The 18,877-nt window shown below is 63.8% G+C and carries 19 protein-coding genes; 12 read left to right on the forward strand and 7 right to left on the reverse strand.

Annotation, left to right across the window (positions count from 1 at the left end; genetic code table 11):
• Positions 1-31: 31 nt before the first annotated feature.
• Both IM543_05340 and IM543_05345 read left to right on the forward strand, forming a co-directional pair.
• Positions 32-2,116 carry a TonB-dependent receptor gene (locus IM543_05340; protein ID QOY95290.1) on the forward strand — a complete coding sequence of 695 codons (2,085 nt, stop codon included), beginning with the start codon at positions 32-34 and terminating at the stop codon, positions 2,114-2,116.
• Positions 2,116-2,499 carry a MerC domain-containing protein gene (locus IM543_05345; GenBank protein QOY95291.1) on the forward strand — a complete coding sequence of 128 codons (384 nt, stop codon included), beginning with the start codon at positions 2,116-2,118 and terminating at the stop codon, positions 2,497-2,499. The genes IM543_05340 and IM543_05345 overlap by 1 nt, the downstream gene beginning before the upstream one ends.
• A 95-nt stretch (positions 2,500-2,594) precedes the next feature.
• On the opposite strand, the gene IM543_05350 is transcribed toward IM543_05345, so the two are convergent.
• The 5 genes from IM543_05350 to IM543_05370 are packed head-to-tail and all read right to left on the reverse strand — an operon-like array spanning position 2,595 to position 6,495.
• Positions 2,595-2,969, reverse strand: coding sequence for a transcriptional repressor (locus IM543_05350; protein ID QOY95292.1), 375 nt, complete (start codon positions 2,967-2,969; stop codon positions 2,595-2,597).
• A 3-nt stretch (positions 2,970-2,972) separates the two neighbouring features.
• The gene (locus tag IM543_05355) at positions 2,973-3,557 is read right to left on the reverse strand and encodes a hypothetical protein (protein QOY95293.1); all 585 of its coding nucleotides are present in this window, start codon (positions 3,555-3,557) and stop codon (positions 2,973-2,975) included.
• 15 nt (positions 3,558-3,572) lie between these two features.
• Positions 3,573-4,445: a sulfurtransferase gene (locus tag IM543_05360; protein ID QOY95294.1), complete on the reverse strand. Its 873-nt coding sequence runs from the start codon at positions 4,443-4,445 to the stop codon at positions 3,573-3,575.
• A gap of 25 nt (positions 4,446-4,470) precedes the next feature.
• A complete protein-coding gene (locus IM543_05365) occupies positions 4,471-5,391 on the reverse strand; it encodes a DMT family transporter (GenBank protein QOY95295.1) in 921 nt (306 codons plus the stop codon).
• A 3-nt stretch (positions 5,392-5,394) separates the two neighbouring features.
• The gene (locus tag IM543_05370) at positions 5,395-6,495 is read right to left on the reverse strand and encodes an aromatic ring-hydroxylating dioxygenase subunit alpha (GenBank protein QOY95296.1); all 1,101 of its coding nucleotides are present in this window, start codon (positions 6,493-6,495) and stop codon (positions 5,395-5,397) included.
• Positions 6,496-6,833: 338 nt separating this feature from the next.
• On the opposite strand from IM543_05370, the gene IM543_05375 reads away from it, so the two are divergent.
• The 6 genes from IM543_05375 to IM543_05400 all read left to right on the forward strand — a co-directional run bounded on the left by IM543_05375 (position 6,834) and on the right by IM543_05400 (position 13,242).
• Complete coding sequence (locus IM543_05375; GenBank protein QOY95297.1) at positions 6,834-7,076, forward strand: exodeoxyribonuclease VII small subunit; 243 nt, start codon at positions 6,834-6,836, stop codon at positions 7,074-7,076.
• Positions 7,073-7,966 carry a polyprenyl synthetase family protein gene (locus IM543_05380; GenBank protein QOY95298.1) on the forward strand — a complete coding sequence of 298 codons (894 nt, stop codon included), beginning with the start codon at positions 7,073-7,075 and terminating at the stop codon, positions 7,964-7,966. Before IM543_05375 ends, IM543_05380 begins: the two co-directional genes overlap by 4 nt.
• Positions 7,967-9,838 (forward strand): 1-deoxy-D-xylulose-5-phosphate synthase, encoded by a 1,872-nt coding sequence (gene dxs, locus IM543_05385; GenBank protein QOY95299.1) that lies wholly within the window; start codon positions 7,967-7,969, stop codon positions 9,836-9,838. It abuts the gene before it with no gap.
• A gap of 177 nt (positions 9,839-10,015) precedes the next feature.
• The gene (locus tag IM543_05390; protein ID QOY95300.1) at positions 10,016-10,417 is read left to right on the forward strand and encodes a HEPN domain-containing protein; all 402 of its coding nucleotides are present in this window, start codon (positions 10,016-10,018) and stop codon (positions 10,415-10,417) included.
• Positions 10,377-11,774 (forward strand): ParA family protein, encoded by a 1,398-nt coding sequence (locus IM543_05395; protein ID QOY95301.1) that lies wholly within the window; start codon positions 10,377-10,379, stop codon positions 11,772-11,774. Before IM543_05390 ends, IM543_05395 begins: the two co-directional genes overlap by 41 nt.
• 1 nt (position 11,775) lies before the next feature.
• Positions 11,776-13,242, forward strand: coding sequence for a hypothetical protein (locus tag IM543_05400; GenBank protein ID QOY95302.1), 1,467 nt, complete (start codon positions 11,776-11,778; stop codon positions 13,240-13,242).
• 64 nt (positions 13,243-13,306) lie between these two features.
• On the opposite strand, the gene IM543_05405 is transcribed toward IM543_05400, so the two are convergent.
• The gene (locus IM543_05405; protein ID QOY95303.1) at positions 13,307-14,011 is read right to left on the reverse strand and encodes a 2OG-Fe(II) oxygenase; all 705 of its coding nucleotides are present in this window, start codon (positions 14,009-14,011) and stop codon (positions 13,307-13,309) included.
• Between the two features lie 16 nt (positions 14,012-14,027).
• Positions 14,028-14,582 carry a cob(I)yrinic acid a,c-diamide adenosyltransferase gene (locus IM543_05410; GenBank protein ID QOY95304.1) on the reverse strand — a complete coding sequence of 185 codons (555 nt, stop codon included), beginning with the start codon at positions 14,580-14,582 and terminating at the stop codon, positions 14,028-14,030.
• A gap of 102 nt (positions 14,583-14,684) precedes the next feature.
• Between IM543_05410 and IM543_05415 the strand changes: the two genes are divergently transcribed.
• The 4 genes from IM543_05415 to IM543_05430 all read left to right on the forward strand — a co-directional run bounded on the left by IM543_05415 (position 14,685) and on the right by IM543_05430 (position 18,861).
• Positions 14,685-16,166: an FAD-binding protein gene (locus tag IM543_05415; protein ID QOY95305.1), complete on the forward strand. Its 1,482-nt coding sequence runs from the start codon at positions 14,685-14,687 to the stop codon at positions 16,164-16,166.
• Between the two features lie 6 nt (positions 16,167-16,172).
• Positions 16,173-17,246 carry a glycolate oxidase subunit GlcE gene (glcE, locus tag IM543_05420; GenBank protein ID QOY95306.1) on the forward strand — a complete coding sequence of 358 codons (1,074 nt, stop codon included), beginning with the start codon at positions 16,173-16,175 and terminating at the stop codon, positions 17,244-17,246.
• 1 nt (position 17,247) lies between these two features.
• Complete coding sequence (gene glcF / locus IM543_05425; GenBank protein QOY95307.1) at positions 17,248-18,474, forward strand: glycolate oxidase subunit GlcF; 1,227 nt, start codon at positions 17,248-17,250, stop codon at positions 18,472-18,474.
• 72 nt (positions 18,475-18,546) lie between these two features.
• On the forward strand, positions 18,547-18,861 hold the full coding sequence (locus IM543_05430) for a hypothetical protein (GenBank protein ID QOY95308.1): 315 nt from the start codon (positions 18,547-18,549) through the stop codon (positions 18,859-18,861).
• The last annotated feature ends 16 nt before the right edge of the window (positions 18,862-18,877 follow it).

Raw genomic sequence — 18,877 nt, forward strand, 5'->3', positions numbered from 1 at the left:
ACCGAACAAGCTCAACCAAGGAAGCCTCGCCATGCCATCCCCGACCCTCCCACGCACGCCGCTCGCGCTGGCGATCCTGTTCGCCTTCGCTACCCCGACCGCCCAGGCCCAGACCGCGAACAGCCGGCTCCAGGCCGACCCCGACACCGTGCCGACCGTGGTGGTCTCGGCCAGCGCGCTGGGCGTGGTGAGCGACGACATGATCACGCCCGCCACGTCGCTCGGCGGCGGAGAACTGGTGCGGGCACGCGAATCGACCCTGGGCGAGACCCTGGCCAACCAGCCGGGCATCAGTTCGAGCCACTTCGGCGCCGGCGCCAGCCGCCCGGTGATCCGCGGCATGGACGGCCCGCGTGTGAAGATCCTGTCCGACGGCGCCGAAGTGCAGGATGCGTCCACCATCAGCCCGGACCACGCCGTCGGCTTCGAGCCGGTGCTGGCCGAACGCATCGAAGTGCTGCGCGGCCCGTCGGCGCTGGCCTATGGCGGCGGCGCGGTGGGCGGCGTGGTCAACATCCTCGACCGCAAGATCCCGACCGCGGTACCGGCCAAGCCGGAGGGCAGCCTCGAGCTGCGCGCCAATTCCGTGGCGCGCGAGAAGACCGGTGCTTTCGAAGTGACCGGCGGCGCCGGCGCCATCGCGGTCCATGCCGAAGGCGTGAAGCGCGACGCCGGCGAATACCGCGTCGGCAGCGGCTGGGAAGGCGGCGAGCGCGTGCCGGGCAGCTACAAGGAAGGCGAGAGCGCGACCTTCGGCCTGTCCTGGGTGGGACAGCGCGGCTACCTGGGCATGGCCTACACCAAGGAGCGTACCGAATACGGCATTCCCGGCCACGAGCACGAGTTCGAAAGCTGCCATCCGCATGGCAGCCACCTGCACTGCGGCGGCCACGAAGAAGAGGCCGGGGACGACCATGACCACGAGCACGAGCACGACCACGGCGTCGAGGAAGTCCCGGTCGTGAAGCTCGACAGCGACCGCTGGGACCTGCGCGGCGAGATCCGCAATCCCTTGCCGGGCTTCGCCAAGGCGCGCCTGCGCGCCGCATTCACCGATTACCGCCATGACGAGCTGGAAGCGGGCGTGGTCGCCACCAGCTTCCTGAACCGCGGCCACGACGCCCGCCTCGAGCTGGAACACCTGCCGCTGGGCGGCTGGCGCGGCGTTGTCGGCCTGCAAACCACGCGCCGCGACTTCCGTACCGAAGGCGACGAAGCCTACGTCCCGCCGACCGTCACGCAAAAGCACGCGCTGTTCGTCACCGAGGAATACAAGCTGGACAACTGGCGCTTCGAAGCCGGCGCCCGCCACGAGTGGCAGGACATCCGCGTCGACAGCGCTGCCCAGCGCGATACCGACGCGCGCGGCACCTCGGTCGCGCTGGGCGCGGTGTGGAAATTCAAGCCGCAGTATTCGCTGCGCGCCGGCGCCTCGCGCAGCCACCGCCTGCCGACTTCGGAAGAGCTGTACGCGGACGGCGTGCACCTGGCCACCGCTACCTACGAGATCGGCAATGGCCAGTTGGGCAAGGAGACCTCGAACAACATCGACCTCACCCTGCGCAAGTTCGAGGGCGACACCACCTTCTCGCTCAGCGCCTTCCACAACCGCGTCGACAACTACATCTATGCGCACACGCTGGACGCGCACGAAGGCTTTCAGCTGGTCGAGTATGCGCAGCGCGACGCCACCTTCACCGGCCTGGAAGGGGAGCTGCGCCACGCATTCTCGACCGTGGTGGAAGGCACGCTGTTCGGCGACCTGGTGCGCGCCCGTTTCGACGGCGGCGCGGGCAGCCGCGACATTCCGCGCATCCCCGCGCACCGCGTCGGCGTGCGCCTGAATGCCGACTGGCAGGCATGGCACGGGATGATGGAACTGGTCCGCGTCGGCAGGCAGGACAGGGTGGCCGAATTCGAAGCGCCGACCGGCGGATACACCATGCTGAACCTCGGCACCCATTACACGACGCGCATCGGCGGCGTGCCGGCCCAGCTCTACGCCCGCATCAACAACCTGACCAATGAGCTGGCCTTCAGCCATGGCTCCTTCATCAAGGAGGCGGCGCCGCTGGCAGGGCGCAACGTCACCGCGGGCCTGCGCTTCGTGTTCTGATGAAGACCCTGATCAGGCTGGCCGACTACGCCGGCATGGCGGCATCGGCCCTGTGCCTGGTGCATTGCCTGGCGATGCCGCTGCTGCTGGCAGGATTTCCGCTCCTTGGACTGGGGGCGGAGCATCATGCCTTGCATGACGCGCTGCTGCTGGGAGTGGCGGTGCCGGTGCTGCTGGCGCTGGTGCCGGGCTATATCAAGCACCGCGATCCGGCGGCGCTCACGCTTGGACTGGCCGGCCTGGCAGCATTCCTGTTGGCGGTATTCGTGCTCGGGCCGCGCTTCGGCGAACTGGCGGAGACGGTGGGGGCGGTGATCAGCAGCGTGCTGCTGCTGGCGGCCCACCTGTGCAATCATCGCTACTGCAAGGATTGCCGTTCGTAGGTCTCCCGCCAGCGCGGTCAACGAAAGCATGTGTCGTCTCTACGCATCCGTGAGTTGAACGCGCGGTCGGCCGCGCCGACCACCCTACAAATTCGTCAGCGGGGCCGGCAGTCGCTGCACAAGCCGTACAGCGTCAGCTCGTGCGATTCCAGCACGAAGCCCTCCGGCGCCAGTTTCTGCATGTCGCCCGGGCAGGCGTGCACTTCGTACACCTTGTCGCATGCACGGCAGTGGAAGTGGTGATGGTGGCCGTGGCCGGCAAGCTCGTAGCGGTCGCCGCCGCCCGGCAGCGACACCGTGGCGATCTCGCCGGCTTCCAGCATCGACTTGATGTTGCGGTACACGGTCGCCATGCCGATGCCCGGCACCACGGTCTGGGCGTGTTCGAGGATTTCCTGCGGCGCCAGCGGACGCCCGGCGTCTTCCAGGCACTGGTGGATGGCCTTGCGCTGGCGCGTGTTGCGTTCCATGGTTTACTTCTTCGCGCGCAGCGATTCGAGTTCGGCGCGCAGGGCGCTGCGCTCGGCGTAGGACTTGTCGAGCTGGGTACGCAGGGTCTTCAGTTCGCCCTCGAAGTTGTCGCGCGCCGTGGTGGCGCCGACCAGCTCCATCTCGGCCCGCAGGCGCGCATCCGACTCGCTTGCCTGGGCCGCGACGTTGCGCTCCAGCTGGGCGCGCAGGTCGGCCAGTTGCCGGTCCTTGCCGTCGATCGCCAGCTGGTCCTTGGCCTTGCTCACCAGCGCTTCGGTCGCGACCTGGCGCGCGTCGCGCAGTTCGGTGTTCAGGCGCTCGATCTCGGCCGCGTGCTCGCTTGATGCGGCCAGCGCCTGGTCGCGTTCGGCCGCCAGGCTGGCGCCGCTCTCGCGCAGGGCGGCCGCATCGGCTTCGAGGTCGGCCAGCGCTTCGCGCACCGGCGCGGCGGTCTGTTCGGCCACCTGCTGCACCCAGCCGCTCAGGGCGGCGGCGACGGCGTCGGGAATCTCCAGCGCCGCAGCGCCGATACTGGTCTTGTCCTGGTTCGACATTGCTGCGTGATCCTTCATTGCTGCTTTTTTCATGTGGAGAGCTCCTGCTCAGGCGTCGCCGGTGGCGACCGGACGGCCGGGGTCGGCCACCCATTCGCTCCACGAGCCCGGATACAGCGCCGCTCCCGGCATGCCCGCGACTTCCAGCGCCAGCAGGTTGTGGCAGGCGGTGACGCCCGAGCCGCACTGCATGATGGCGCGCGCCGGATCCGCAAGCAGCGGCGCGAACTCGCGCTGCAATGTGGCGGCATCCTTGAAGCGGCCGTCGGGCTGCAGGTTGTCCTTGAAGAAGCGGTTGCGGGCGCCGGGGATGTGGCCGCCGACCGGGTCGATGGTTTCGTTCTCGCCGCGGAAACGGTCGCTGGCGCGCGCGTCGATCACGATGCGCTCGCCCCCGGTGTCGCCACCGCGGACGTTCTCCAGGACCTCGGCCACCGTCACGGTGGGCACGAGCGGTGCGCGCAGCGCGATGCCGCCACGGGGCTTGCCCGCGACCCCGGTGCTCAAGGGCTTGCCGAGCGACTGCCAGGCCGCCATGCCGCCGTCCAGCACCGCCACCGCGTCGTGGCCGAGCCAGCGCATCAGCCACCACAGGCGCGCGGCGAACATGCCGCCGTGGGCGTCGTAGGCGACGACCTGGGTGCCATCGTTCACGCCCCAGCCGCGCAGGGTGTCGATCAGGGCTTCTTTTTCCGGCAGCGGGTGGCGGCCGCGGAACACGCCGTCCGGGCCATGCTTGGCGCCCGACAGCTCGGTCTCGATGTCGGCGAAGACCGCGCCCGGCAGGTGGCCGATGGCGAAGCCGTCGCGGCCGGCGGCCGGGTTCATCAGGTCGTGGCGGCAGTCGACCAGCACCCAGTCCGGGTCGTCGATGTGCGCTGCCAGGTCTTGCGCGGAGATCAGGGTGGCGTAGTTGTTCATCGTATGGTGCTCCTCAGCTCAGTTCTCAAGTCTCGCTGGCGATCGGATCGGTGTCCTTGACCACGGCGCCCTTGGCCGTGCTGCGTGTATTGTAGAACGTCGCGGCGATGCCCGATGCGAGAATCACGCCCACGCCCAGCCACACATGCCAGTTGAAGCGGTCGCCCCATAGCGCCAGCCCCCACAGGCTGGAGAACACGATGCCGGTGTACTGCAGGTTGGCCACCACCAGTACCTTGCCGACGCGGTAGGCGCGGGTCATCGCGATCTGCGCCAGCAGGCCGAAGATGCCGACGCCCAGCAGCAGGGCGCCGCTGTACGGGGTATGGCCATGGAAGACGGCGTCCTGCGGGCCGTCGCCCGCCAGCGCACCCAGCAGGCCGGCAAGGGCGGTGCTCAGCGAGAAGTAGAACACCACGCGGTATTCGGGCTCGCCCATCTGGCCGAGTTTACGCACCTGCATATAGGCCGCCGCCGAGATCAGCGAGGAGCAGATGCCGGCCAGGGCGCCCAGCCAGCGGTTGGCTTCGACGGCCGGCTGCAGCACCAGGGTCACGCCCAGGAAGCTCATGGCGATCGCCAGCACCAGCGGCCATTCGGGGAGCTTGGTGCCGCTCCACCAACCGTGGGCGAACATCCAGGCCGCGATCCAGATCGGCGCCATGTAGTTGAGCGTGACGGCGGTGGCCAGCGGCAGCCGCGAGATCGCGAAGAACCACAGCCACAGCGAGGTGACCCCTACCAGGCTGCGCCAGATGTGGGCCCCGGCGAAGGCCGTCCTGAAAGTGCCGCCCTGGTGGCGCACCGCCACCAGCAGCACCAGGGTGCCGATCAGGCCGCGGTACATCAGCAGTTCGGAGGTGGAGTAGAACTCGGAGGCCAGCTTCACGCCCGCGCCCATGGCGGCGAACGCGAAGCTGGCAAACAGCATCCAGAGTGAAGCCATCGATTACAACGCTAACCTGCTGCGGTACCACTCGTGGAAGTGCTGCATCCCGTCTTCCATCGGCGACTGGTAGGGGCCGACCTCGTTCACGCCGCGCTCGAGCAGGATCTTGCGGCCGGCATCCATGCGCAGGGCGATCTCGTCGTCCTCGACCGCGGTTTCCATGTAGGCGGCGCGCTCGGCCTCGACGAATTCGCGCTCGAACAGCACGAACTCCTCGGGGTAGTAGAACTCGACCACGTTGCGGGTCTTCTGCGGGCCGAGCGGCCACAGGGTCGACACCACCAGCACGTTCGGGTACCACTCGACCATGATGTTCGGGTACAGGGTCAGCCAGATCGCGCCGTACTTGGGCGGCTGGCCGTTGTTGAACTTCAGGACCTGTTCCTGCCACTTCCTGTAGGCCGGCGAGCCCGCCTTCTGCAGCGCGCGGTTCACGCCCACGGTCTGGACGCTGTAGTCGCGCCCGAACTCCCACTTCAGGTCGTCGCAGGAAACGAAGTTGCCCAGGCCCGGGTGGAAAGGCTCGACGTGGTAATCCTCGAGGTAGACCTCGATGAAGGTCTTCCAGTTGTAGTCGCACTCGTGGATCTCGACGTGGTCGAACATGTAGCCGCTGAAATCGAGGTCTTTTGTTACCTCCATGTGCTTCAGCTTGTCCATGACGTCGTAGCCGTTCTGCTCGAACAGCAGGCCGTTCCAGTTCTGCAGCGGGGTCTTCGACAGGTTCAGGCAGGGCGTCTCCGGGAAGTGCGGAGCGCCGATCAGCTGGCCCTTCAGGTCGTAGGTCCAACGGTGCAGCGGGCACACGATGGTATTCGCATTGCCGCGGCCATTGAACATCAGCGCCTGGCGGTGACGGCAGACGTTGGACAGCACCTCGATGCCGCCCGCGTTGCGGACCAGCATGCGGCCTTCGTTTTCGGATGCAAGTGTCGCGAAATCGCCTACCTCAGGCACCATCAATTCGTGGCCGACATAACGCGGCCCTTTGTGAAACAGCTCCTGTAACTCGCGCTGCATCAGCGCGTCGTCAAAGTAGACGTTTACTGGAAGCTGCGCGCAGGAACGCGCCAGCTTGGCGTGGGTAGCCAGATCGGACATCCCAACCCCCCTTTAATCAAGTACTACCAAAGAAGAGAAAGAATCCAAAGACCAAAATCTTAGGAAAAGGAATACGGTATTTCGGACAGAACCGAAGATTATACCTCGGATCGAGCTCTACAGTCTCGGCCCATCGCGAGCGAGGGAACAAACCGCGCAAACAAGTTGTTGAAAAATCACGGTTTTCATGGGGAAAGGGGCTGTTGCACTAAAAACTGACGATGCAGGCAAGTTGTGCGCGATGCAATGTGCGCCCCTTGAGGGGAAGGATTGATCTAAAATACGCGATTGGATTGACCCATGGCGCACCCTTGCGCCCTTTCCCCAAGCAAAGAGCTATGTCAAATAATACAAATGCACCGGAATCCTTCGAAGGCGCGATGGCCGAGCTGGCCCAGCTCGTGTCGCAGATGGAATCCGGCCAGCTGCCGCTCGAAGCGTCGGTGGCCGCCTATGCGCGCGGTTCCGAGCTGGTGAAGTACTGCGCGGCCCAGCTGGAAAAGGTCGAGTCCCAGGTCAAGGTGCTCGAGAGCGACATGCTCAAGCCGTTTTCGGCCGAAGGCGGCGAGGGCGATCAATGAGCCACCAGGATTTCAGCGCCTGGATGCAGGACGTGCAGGCCCAGGTCGAGGGCGCGCTCGAGACCTTGCTGCCCGCGGCCGGCGCGGTGCCGCACAAGCTGCACGAAGCGATGCGCTATACCGCGCTGGGCGGCGGCAAGCGGGTGCGCCCGCTGCTGGCCCATGCGAGCGGCGCGCTGTTCGGCGGCGACGCGCAAGCGCTGGCCCGCGTGGCCGCTGCCGTCGAGATGATCCACGTCTACTCGCTGGTGCACGACGACATGCCGTGCATGGACGACGATGCGCTGCGCCGCGGCAAGCCGACGGTGCACGTCGCCTACGACGAAGCGACCGCGCTGCTGGTCGGCGACGCCCTGCAGGCCCAGGCCTTCGCGGTGCTGGCCGGGATCGACGGCCTGCCGCCGGCGCGGCTGGTCACGATGCTGCGCCTGCTGGCCGAAGCGGCCGGGTCGGGCGGCATGTGCGGCGGTCAGGCGATCGACCTCGACAGCGTCGGCCTGGCGCTTCAGCGCGAGGAACTGGAGCGCATGCACCAGCTCAAGACCGGCGCCATGCTGCGCGTCTCGGTGATCCTGGGCGCGCTGTGTGGCAAAGACCTGTCGCCACGCGAGCTGGAAGCCCTGGGCGCCTATTCGACGTCCATCGGCCTGGCCTTCCAGGTGGTGGACGACGTGCTCGATGCGACGGCCGACTCGGCCACGCTGGGCAAGACCGCCGGCAAGGACGCGGCCGACAACAAGCCGACCTACGTGTCGATCCTCGGACTGGACCAATCGAAGGAACTGGCCGAGCAACTGCGGCGTGAAGCGCATGAAGCGCTGGCGCCATTTGGAGAACAAGCACTGCGGCTGCGCGAACTCGCGGACCTCATCGTGCAGCGGAAGGCATAAATGAACCTGCTAGAGACCATCAACGACCCTGCGGACCTGCGCCAGCTCCCGCGCACGCAACTGACCCCGCTTGCCACCGAGCTGCGCCAGTTCCTGCTCGACTCGGTGTCGAAGACCGGCGGCCACCTGTCGTCGAACCTGGGCACGGTGGAACTGACCATCGCGCTGCACTACGTGTTCAACACGCCCTACGACCGCATCGTGTGGGACGTCGGCCACCAGACCTATTCGCACAAGATCCTCACCGGCCGCCGCGGCCGCATGCCGACGCTGCGCCAGCTGAACGGCCTGTCGGGCTTCCCGAAGCGCGACGAAAGCATCTACGATACCTTCGGCACCGCGCACTCGTCGACCTCGATCTCGGCGGCCCTCGGCATGGCCGCGGCCGCCAAGCTGAAGGGCGAGGACCGCCACGCGATCGCCGTGATCGGCGACGGCTCGATGACCGCCGGCATGGCCTTCGAGGCGCTGAACAACGCGGGCGTCGAAGAAGACTGCAACCTGCTGGTGGTCCTGAACGACAACGACATGTCGATCTCGCCGCCGGTGGGCGCGCTGAACCGCTACCTGGCGCGCCTGATGAGCGGCCAGTTCTATGCCGCCGCCAAGTCGGTCGGCAAGACCGTGCTGCCCGGCCCGGTGCTCGACCTGGCGCGCAAGCTCGAAGAACACGCCAAGGGCATGGTGGTCCCGGCCACCATGTTCGAGGAATTCGGCTTCAACTACATCGGCCCGATCGACGGCCACGACCTCGATTCCCTGATCCCGACCCTGGAGAACATCAAGAAGCTCAAGGGACCGCAGTTCCTGCACGTGGTGACCAAGAAGGGGCAGGGCTACAAGCTGGCCGAGGCCGAGCCGATCCTGTACCACGGCACCGGCAAGTTCAACCCGACCGAGGGCATCAAGCCGGCTACCGCGCCGAGCAAGATCACCTACACCGAAGTGTTCGGCAACTGGCTGTGCGACATGGCGGCGAGCGACAAGCGCCTGGTCGGCATCACGCCGGCGATGCGCGAAGGCTCGGGCATGGTGCGCTTCCACCAGCAGTACCCCGAGCGCTACTTCGACGTCGGCATCGCCGAGCAGCACTCGGTGACCTTCGGCGCGGGTATCGCCACCGAGGGCATGAAGCCCGTCGTGGCGATCTACTCCACCTTCCTGCAACGCGGCTACGACCAGCTGATCCACGACGTGGCCCTGCAGAACCTGGACGTGACCTTCGCGCTCGACCGCGCGGGCCTGGTGGGCGCCGATGGCGCCACCCACGCCGGCAACTACGACCTGGCCTACCTGCGCTGCATCCCGAACATGGTCGTGATGGCGGCGTCCGACGAGAACGAATGCCGGCAGATGCTGACCACGGCCTACCACTATCCCGGCCCGGCCGCGGTGCGCTATCCGCGCGGCGCCGGCGTCGGCGCAAGCATCCAGGAAGCGCTGAACGCGATCGAGATCGGCAAGGGCGTCGTGCGCCGCGAAGGCAAGGACATCGCGATCCTGGCCTTCGGTTCGATGGTGGCGCCGAGCATCGCGGCCGGCGAGGCGCTGAACGCCACGGTGGCCAACATGCGCTTCGTGAAACCGCTCGACGTCGAGTTGGTCAAGCGCCTGGCCAATGAGCACGACTACCTGGTGACGGTGGAAGAGGGCTGCGTGATGGGCGGTGCGGGCGCCGCCGTGATGGAAGCGCTGGCGGCGGAAGGCATCGCCAAGCCGATGCTGAACCTCGGTTTGCCGGACAAGTTCATCGACCAGGGCGATCCGGCGGCCTTGCTGGCCTCGGTGGGGCTGGATGCGAAGGGCATCGCCGCGTCGATTCACCAGCGCTTTGCTGTGGGTGAGCCGCGGCTAGTAGTGAATAACACGTAAATGAAGCTCGTAGCCAAGGGAAGTCTGCTATTTTGCAGCCGTCCGAACTGCCGATTAAAGGCATAGTGCTGTGCTTTCACATGCGTATAGGCGCGAGCACACGTCGAAATAGGTTTATATCCCCGAGGTTTGCCGATCTACAGGTGTGCTAATCGGTGGAAATTCTGAATTGAACGGATGAGTTACCCTCCAGACTTAGCGCGCGCTGCATATCGGCATCTTGAAGCTGCCGATCATCTCTTGGGGCAAGGGCGGTTGGATGTGGCGGGATATCTTTTTGGTATCGCTGCCGAATGCGCTGTTAAAGCCATGCTTCGTGATGTCGGCATCCATACCCTGCCTCCCAAGCAGCGACGCGAAGATCCCTATTATGCACATTTCCCAGAGCTCAAAACGCAACTGCGAGACAAGCTCACTGGGCGGCGGAGTACTGCGCTTTCAAGATTCATTATGGATGACCGATTTTTTGCGCATTGGTCTACTATGATGCGGTATGCGCATGGTCAAGAAGTCAGGCCTGAGTGGGTCGCACTTTGGCATGATCAGGCTCATCAAATTGTGGCAAGTATTGGAACTTAAAATGAAAAACATCCGGTTTGACGATAGCCTGCCGCAAATGGTTCAGGTTATAGCTGAAATGCTCGGCGAAGAACGACTACTTCGTGGAGTTTTTCTTCGGGACATTTCTGGACGGCTGTCATTTTTTTCTGATACTGAGTTAGAGCAAGATCTTCTCGATACTGTATCTATCCAGCTAGAAAAGTTGGGCCCATATATTCGTTTGGATCGTCCACTAGCCGGATTGGAAGAGCCTGGCACAAAAAAGATTCTGGCCGAAAATTCCCTTCAAATCCCTGTCGGCCGATGGGTTGTACGCATGGTTGACAGACGGCTTGTTGGGGCTGACTGGTTGAGAGAGCCCACAAGAGTTGCAACTCGTCCATCCCGCTTTGTGTTTGCAAGCTTGAAAGGCGGAGTTGGTAGGACCACTGCTTTGTCAGTAGTGGCGGCACACTTCGCTGCTCAAGGAAAGCGTGTGCTCGCAATAGATCTAGATATGGAGGCGCCAGGGTTAGGTTCTATATTGCTTGACAAGGATACTACGCCAGAATTTGGTTTGATTGATGCCCTAGTGGAAGTTAAGTTCGGACCTCTTGATGACGTGTTTATGGCTGATATGGTAGGGCCGTCATCGCTAGCTGATCGTAGCGGTAAAATTGACGTTGTTCCGGCTTTCGGAAGGCGATCAATATCTAATCCAGGTGATGTGCTTGCGAAGATTTCGCGAGCCTACACTGAGCAAATTTTGCCGGACGGGAGTGTAGCGTCAATTTTGGATCAGGTAAGCACCATTGTTGATTACTTTGCTGAAACAAATAGGTATGATGTAATTTTGATTGATGCTCGTGCTGGTCTTCACGAGACGACAGCTTCAGCCATACTTGGTTTAGGTGCACATGTGTTTTTGTTTGGCTTAAACGAGCCGCAGACATTCCAAGGATATGCTGCGCTACTTAGTCATTTATGCCGAATCACATCGCGTGATGAGCCGTCAACTGAATGGCTGAGCTGGTTGACAATGGTGCAGGGCAAGGCTCCTGATGACAAAGAATCGTTTGCCGATTTTAGTGAGAAGTGTCGAAATCTTTTTGCGGCTTCAGGGATAATTTCCGAAAAGCTTGCAACGCAAAAATCTGTTCCATTGCCAGCCGGGCCGTTTAACGATGTACCTTGGGATGATGAAATTTCGGACGAGGAAGTGTCAAATTCTATTGATAACGAAGTTGACACAATTTGCGTTCTCGAAGATGAGAAATTTCGGCTGTTCGATCCGTTGTCGAAACACGATCTGCTAACTCGTCCTGCGTACGCTGAAGCATATGCAATGTTGTTGCGTCGAATTGATGCCACTATTGTCGATAATTCTGGAGCATAAATTGAATCTCGCTGCGAAAGATTTTCACGCAATTCGTAGTGCTATCGCTGAGATCCCAGCTGATGTATCAAATGACGCCGTTGGCGCATATGTCCCTAAGTTGGCAGATATTTATGCGCCCGAGACTCATGCGGCTGCTTTAGATCCAAGTACTCCAATTGTCGTCGGATCACGTGGAGCTGGTAAAAGTTTTTGGTCTGGTGTGTTAGGCCAGGAACTTACAAGGCAAGCTGCCGCGAAGGCATATCCAAGGCTTGGATTAGAAAAGACATTTGTTGAATTTGGCTTTACGGGAGTAGGAGGGCCCGAAGGTATCGGTGTTGATGCCCTCAATGGATACGTCCCGCATAACGCAGATATCGAAGTGGCAAGAACATTTTGGTGGGCAACAATCCTTAGGGCGGTCGAACATGCCTTGAATGGGGTAAAGCCAAAACTCTCGAAACTTATGGACGTAGCTCGCGACTGGGAAACGCGTGAAGAAACTCTGTTTGAGCACGAAAAAATGTTACGCAAGTCGGATCGGAAATTGCTAATTGTGTTCGATGCACTCGATACAATGGCAACAAGCTGGTCGCGACGAAGAATGCTCACTGAGGCACTTTTGGAGGTTGTATGGGGCATGCGCGCTTATCGTGGTATAAAGCCTAAATTATTTCTACGCCCTGACCAGATTGATGATGACGGATTACGGTTCGTTGAGTTGCCGAAGTTGCGAACCGGTGCAGTCCGGCTTAATTGGACAAGGCGTGATCTCTATGGTCTATTATTTTCGCGAGTTGCTCGATCGACCGAGCCATCAGCGAGTCAAGCATTCCGGAAAATCCTTAAAAGTGAAGGTATTCCAACAGGGACTGCTGATGCAATTTTAACTCGTCGTTGGCCGTTGCTTTTAGATGAGGAGCTTCAGGCACGATTGATGGAACGCTTGGCGGGGGCCTATATGGCGGATGGGCCGTATGGATACAAGAAGGGGAAAACCTATGACTGGCCGGTTGTACATCTAGCTGACGCGTTTGACGAAGTTACTCCACGAAGTTTTTTGGGCTTAATGATATCGGCGGCAAAGTTTGGACCAGCGCCTGACGACAGAGCTGTTACCCCGGATGGTATTCGGCATGGCTTGCGTGCTGCTTCAAAAACTCGAGTTGATCAACTTCATCAAGAATTTCCTTGGATTAAAGGCGTACTAGCACCCCTTTCCGGCTTGCTCTTGCCGCAAGATGAAAAAGAAGTATTCCGCGCTTGGCGTGTCGCACATACGGTTCAGGAATTGCTCACGGACGCTGGTATAAACAATTATCTACCGCCGTTTCCAACAGAAGCTAAAAGTAACGAGCGAGACCTCTTCCAAGCGCTTGAGCGTATAGGTGTTATGTTTCGCAGGCGTGATGAACGTGTTGATATGCCAGATCTCTTCAGGGTTGCGGCGAAGTTGTTGAAGAAAGGGGGGACAGCACCTGTTTGAAGTTCATTCCGCAGCGAATGCCAGCCGCGCTGAAGGCTATGTTGAGCAGAGATCGAGGTATTATTTAGTTTGGTGGTGAGCCAAACAACGCCTCAGCCCGCTGGAACAAGATCCACGAGGTCGCGATGTACTTGTCCCCACTGCGCGCCACATGCCCCTTGTGGGTATGCGTGAACCCCGCCGGCGCGATGATCAGGCGCCCCTTGCGTGCCTCGACCTTGCGGCCCTGGTACAGGAACTCGGTCTCGCCGCCATCGGCCACGTCGTTGAGATAAAACTGCCACAGCAGCACCCGGTGCAGGGTCTCGCCGCTGGCGTTCTGCGGGTAGATCTCGGAATGCCAGTGGTGGTAGCCGCCGCTCCCCTGCAGGTACTTCTGCAGGTTGATGTGCCCGACCCGGTAGATCGACTGCATCAGCTCGGAGATGTTCGGCGTGCCGAACTCGTCGAAATTCTGCAGCGACAGCGTCACCGCCTCGCCGGTCTGCGGATGCGCCACCTGCGGCGACAGCGCGCCGATCAGGAGCATGCGGTAGCGCTCCATGTACTGCGCCAGGTGGCGCGCCATGGTCTGGGTCAGCAGCGCGCCGACGTCGTCCCATTCCGGCAGGCCGTTGATGGTCAGGTCGTAGCTGTCCTTCTTGCTGACGTCCACCCCGTTGCCGGTGCGCCCGCGCTGGGCCTTGCCGCTGGCGTCGAAGCGCGCGCGGATCGCGTCGCACTGTCCGGCGGTGAGGGCGTTATCGTAGATCCCGATGAAGTCTTCCATGCGCCGGCTCTTGTCCTTAACCGCGCTTGCGCTCGTGCTGCCACAGCACGTCGCTGCAGCCGGCGTGGCGGTTGAGCACGCGCGCCAGCACGAACATCAGGTCCGACAGGCGATTCACATACTGGCGCGGGTGCGGGCGGATCTCCTCGGCATGCGACAGCGCCACGATGCTGCGCTCGGCGCGGCGGCACACGGTGCGGCACACATGGGCCAGGGAGGCGGCGCGCGAACCGGCCGGCAGGATGAATTCCTTCAGGACCGGCAGCTCGGCGTTGTACTTCTCGAGCAGGCCGTCGAGGCGCGCCACGTGTTCGATCTTGATCATCTCGTAGCCCGGGATGCACAGCTCGCCGCCCAGGTCGAACAGGTCGTGCTGGATCGAGATCAGTTCTTCGCGCAGGTCCCCCGGCATGTCTTCGCACAGCAGCAGGCCGACGAAGGAATTCAGTTCGTCCACCTCGCCCAGCGAATGGATGCGTGCGCTGTCCTTGCCGGTGCGGCTGCCGTCGCCCAGGCCGGTGCTGCCGTCGTCGCCGGTGCGGGTGGCGATTTTCGAGAGTCGGTTACCCATGATGTAGCCTTATGCAATATGTTGAAAATACGATAGGGCGAGCATACGATAAAACCCGGTGTTTGTGCCCCGCTGGCCCCTAATTGTGCCTACAATTCAGGAATGAGCGCCACCCAATCGACCCTCGCCGGACGGCGCGAACAGGTCGCAGCAAGCCTGCGTCGCCGCCTGCCTGAAGGCTGCGTCCTGTCCGACCCCGAAGACACCCGCCCCTACGAATGCGACGGCCTGGCCGCCTATCGCCAGCTGCCGATGATCGTCACGCTTCCCACCAGCGAAGAGCAGGTGCTGGCGATCCTGGACACCTGCCGCGAACTGGCCGTGCCGATCGTCCCGCGCGGCGCCGGCACCGGCCTGTCGGGCGGCGCGCTGCCGATCGCCGACGGAGTGGTGATCTCGACCGCCAGGCTGAACCGCATTGTGCGCGTGGATGCGTATGCGCGCACCGCCGTGGTCCAGCCGGGCGTGCGCAACCTCGCCATTTCCGACGCCGCCGCGCAATACGGCCTGTACTACGCGCCCGACCCTTCGTCGCAGATCGCCTGCACCATCGGCGGCAACGTGGCCGAGAACTCGGGAGGCGTGCACTGCCTGAAATACGGCCTGACGGTGCACAACGTGCTGCGGGTGCGCGTGGCCACCATCGATGGCGAGATCATCGAACTCGGCAGCGAGGCGCTGGACGCCCCCGGCCTGGACCTGCTGGCCGTGTTCATCGGCTCGGAAGGCATGCTCGGCATCGTCACCGAAGTCACGGTCAAGCTGGTGCCCAAGCCGGCGGTGGCGCAGGTGGTCATGGCCTCGTTCGGCGACGTCATCACCGCCGGCAATGCCGTGGCCAGCATCATCGCCGCCGGCATCATCCCGGCCGGTCTCGAGATGATGGACCGCACCTCGGTACGCATGGTCGAGCCCTTCGTGCGCGCCGGCTACGACGTGGACGCCGCCGCCATCCTGCTGTGCGAGGCCGACGGCACCGCGCTGGAAGTGGCCGAAGAAATCGAACGCATGAAAGCGGTGTTCGAAGGCGCCGGCGCCACCGCCATCGCCGTATCGCAGAGCGAGCTTGAGCGCATGCGTTTCTGGTCGGGGCGCAAGAACGCCTTCCCGGCGGCGGGCCGCATCTCGCCCGACTACTACTGCATGGACGGCACCATCCCGCGCAAGCAGCTGGCGCGGGTGCTCGGCGGGATCGAGCAGATGGAGCAGACCTTCGGCCTGCGCTGCTCGAACGTGTTCCACGCCGGAGACGGCAACATGCACCCCCTGATCCTGTTCGATGCCAACCAGCCGGGCGAATTCGAACGCGCCGAAGCCTTCGGCGCGGCGATCCTGGCGCTGTGCGTCGAGGTGGGCGGCACCATCACCGGCGAGCATGGCGTGGGCATGGAGAAGATCGACTCGATGTGCGTACAGTTCGGCCGCAAGGAACTGGACGCTTTCTTCGAGGTCAAGCGCGCCTTCGACCCGCCCATGCTGCTCAACCCGGACAAGGCGATCCCGACCCCGCACCGCTGCGCCGAATTCGGCAAGATGCACGTACACGGCGGCGCGCTGCCTTTCCCCGACCTTCCACGCTTTTGAACCATCATGCAGCGATACGGCGATCCGACCATCGAAGAATTCCAGCAACGGGTGCGCGCCGCCGCAGCCAGCAGAACGCCCCTGCGCATCCGCGGCGGCGGCAGCAAGGACTGGTACGGCCAGCGCCTCGAAGGCGAGATCCTCGATACGCGGGCCTACCACGGCATCGTGGACTACGAGCCGACCGAGCTGGTGATCACGGCGCGCTGCGGCACGCCCTTGCGCGAGATCGAAGCGGTGCTGGCCGAACGCAACCAGATGCTGGCCTTCGAGCCGCCGCATTTCGGTGAGCACGCCACCTTGGGCGGGGCCATCGCGGCAGGCCTGTCCGGCCCGCGCCGCGCCAGCAGCGGCGGGGTGCGCGACTTCGTCCTCGGCGCCAAACTGCTGGACGGGAAGGGCGACGTGCTGTCCTTCGGCGGCCAGGTGATGAAGAACGTGGCCGGCTACGACGTCTCGCGCCTGCTCGCCGGCTCGCTCGGCACCCTCGGCCTGCTGCTGGACATGTCGGTCAAGGTGCTGCCGCGTCCCTTCGCCGAAACCACCCTGCGCCTGGAGCTGTCCGAGATCGAGGCCATTCGCCGGCTGAACGAATGGGGCGGCCAGCCGCTGCCGCTGTCGGGCAGCTGCTGGCACAACGGCTGGCTGACGCTGCGCCTGTCCGGCGCCCAGGCGGCGGTCGATGCGGCGGTGCGCCTGATCGGCGGCGAGCGCCTGCCCAATGCCGACAACTTCTGGGAAGAGCTGCGCGAGCAGCGCCTGCCTTTCTTTGGCGGCGAGGATGCGCTGTGGCGCCTGTCGGTGCCGTCCACCACCGGCGCCATCGTGCTCGGGGGCAGGATGGGCGAAACCCAGCTGATCGAGTGGGGCGGCGCCCAGCGCTGGCTGCGCACCGACCTGGGCGCCGCCACGATCCGCCGCACGGTGGCGGCCAGCGGTGGCCACGCGACCCTGTTCCGCGGCGGCGACAAGTCCGCCGGTGTGTTCCAGCCGCTGGCGCCCGCCGTCGCGCGTATCCACGAACGCCTGAAGGATGCCTTCGATCCGGCGCACATCTTCAACCCGGGACGAATGACCTGACATGCAAACCAACCTGGCCGATTTCATCAAGGACACCGCCGACGGCAAGGAAGCCGAAGCGATCCTGCGCGCCTGCGTGCACTGCGGCTTCTGCACCGCCACCTGCCCGACCTACCAGCTGCTGGGCGACGAGCTCGATGGCCCGCGCGGCCGCATCTACCTGATCAAGCAGGTGCTCGAGGGCGCCGAGCCAACCCGCAAGACCCAGCTCCACCTCGACCGCTGCCTGACCTGCCGCAACTGCGAGACCACCTGCCCGTCGGGCGTCAAGTACGGCCGCCTGGTCGACATCGGCCGCCGCGTGGTCGAGGAGCGCGTGCCGCGGCCCCTGAAAGACCGCGTCAGGCGCACCACGCTCAAGGAATTCCTGCCGCGCACGGCGCTGTTCAAGCCGGCGTTCAGGGCAGGGCAGGCGGCGCGTCCGCTGCTCTCCACAGCCCTGCAGGACAAGCTGCAGCCGGCGCGCGCCGCCGGCGCCTGGCCCACGCGTGCCCATGCGCGCAAGATGCTGGTGCTCGATGGCTGCGTGCAGCCGGCCATGGCGCCCGCCATCAACGCCGCCACCGCGCGCGTGCTCGACGCCTGCGGGGTGCAGCTGCTGGTCGCCCCCAGGGCCGGCTGCTGCGGCGCGGTGCGCTATCACCTCAACGATCAAGAAGGGGGGCTGGTCGATGCGCGCCGCAACATCGACGCCTGGTGGCCCTACGTGGAGCGCGAAGAAGTGGAGGCGATCGTCATGACCGCCTCCGGCTGTGGCGTCACCGTCAAGGAATACGGCCACCTGCTGGCGCACGACGCGGCGTATGCGGCGAAAGCGGCGCGTATCTCGCTGCTCACGCGCGACCTGTCCGAAATCATACCGGAGTTCGAGGAGCAGCTGGGCGCGAAGCTCAAGGGGAAGATCGGTCAACGCGTCGCCTACCACCCGCCCTGCACGCTGCAGCACGGCCAGCAGATCCGCGGCAAGGTCGAAGGCGTGCTGCGCGCCGCCGGCGTCGACGTCCACCTGTGCGCCGACAGCCACCTGTGCTGCGGATCGGCCGGCACCTATTCGGTGCTGCACCCGGAGATCGCGCACCAACTGCGCGACCGCAAGCTGGCCAGCCTGGAGGCCACCCGGCCCGACGAAATCGTCTCGGCCAACATGGGCTGCATGACCCACCTGCAGTCGGGCACGGACATCCCGGTGACCCACTGGATCGAACTGATCGACCGCGCGCTGGCCTGAGATCGCACCCGCAGCAGGACTGGTGCAAGACATGCTAGGATCGCTCCTCGCCTTGCAACCTGAGTAACGATCTTGAGTTTCATTTTTCAGCTCATCCGCGAAGACGAGGGCATGCCGCCCGCCGTCGTGTTCGAGGACTCCACCACGCCCGGCCTGGTGCCGCTCTGGGAAGCCGTCGGCGTCTACGATGCGCTCTACAACAGCGACGGCCGGCGCGGGCGCGAGGTGTCGCGCGCCATCGCCCATGGGCTCGACCGCGTCATCGACGACCCCGCGCTGGCCCGGTTGATGCCGCCGGGCGTCTCGCAGACCGAGGCCATCCGCTTCCTCGACAACGTCAACCGCGGCTGCACCACCCACGGCGCAGCCTGGATCCAGACCCGCTGAAGCGCGGGTTAAGGCG

This window comes from Massilia sp. UMI-21 (genome assembly GCA_015277795.1).
Taxonomy (GTDB): domain Bacteria; phylum Pseudomonadota; class Gammaproteobacteria; order Burkholderiales; family Burkholderiaceae_D; genus Telluria.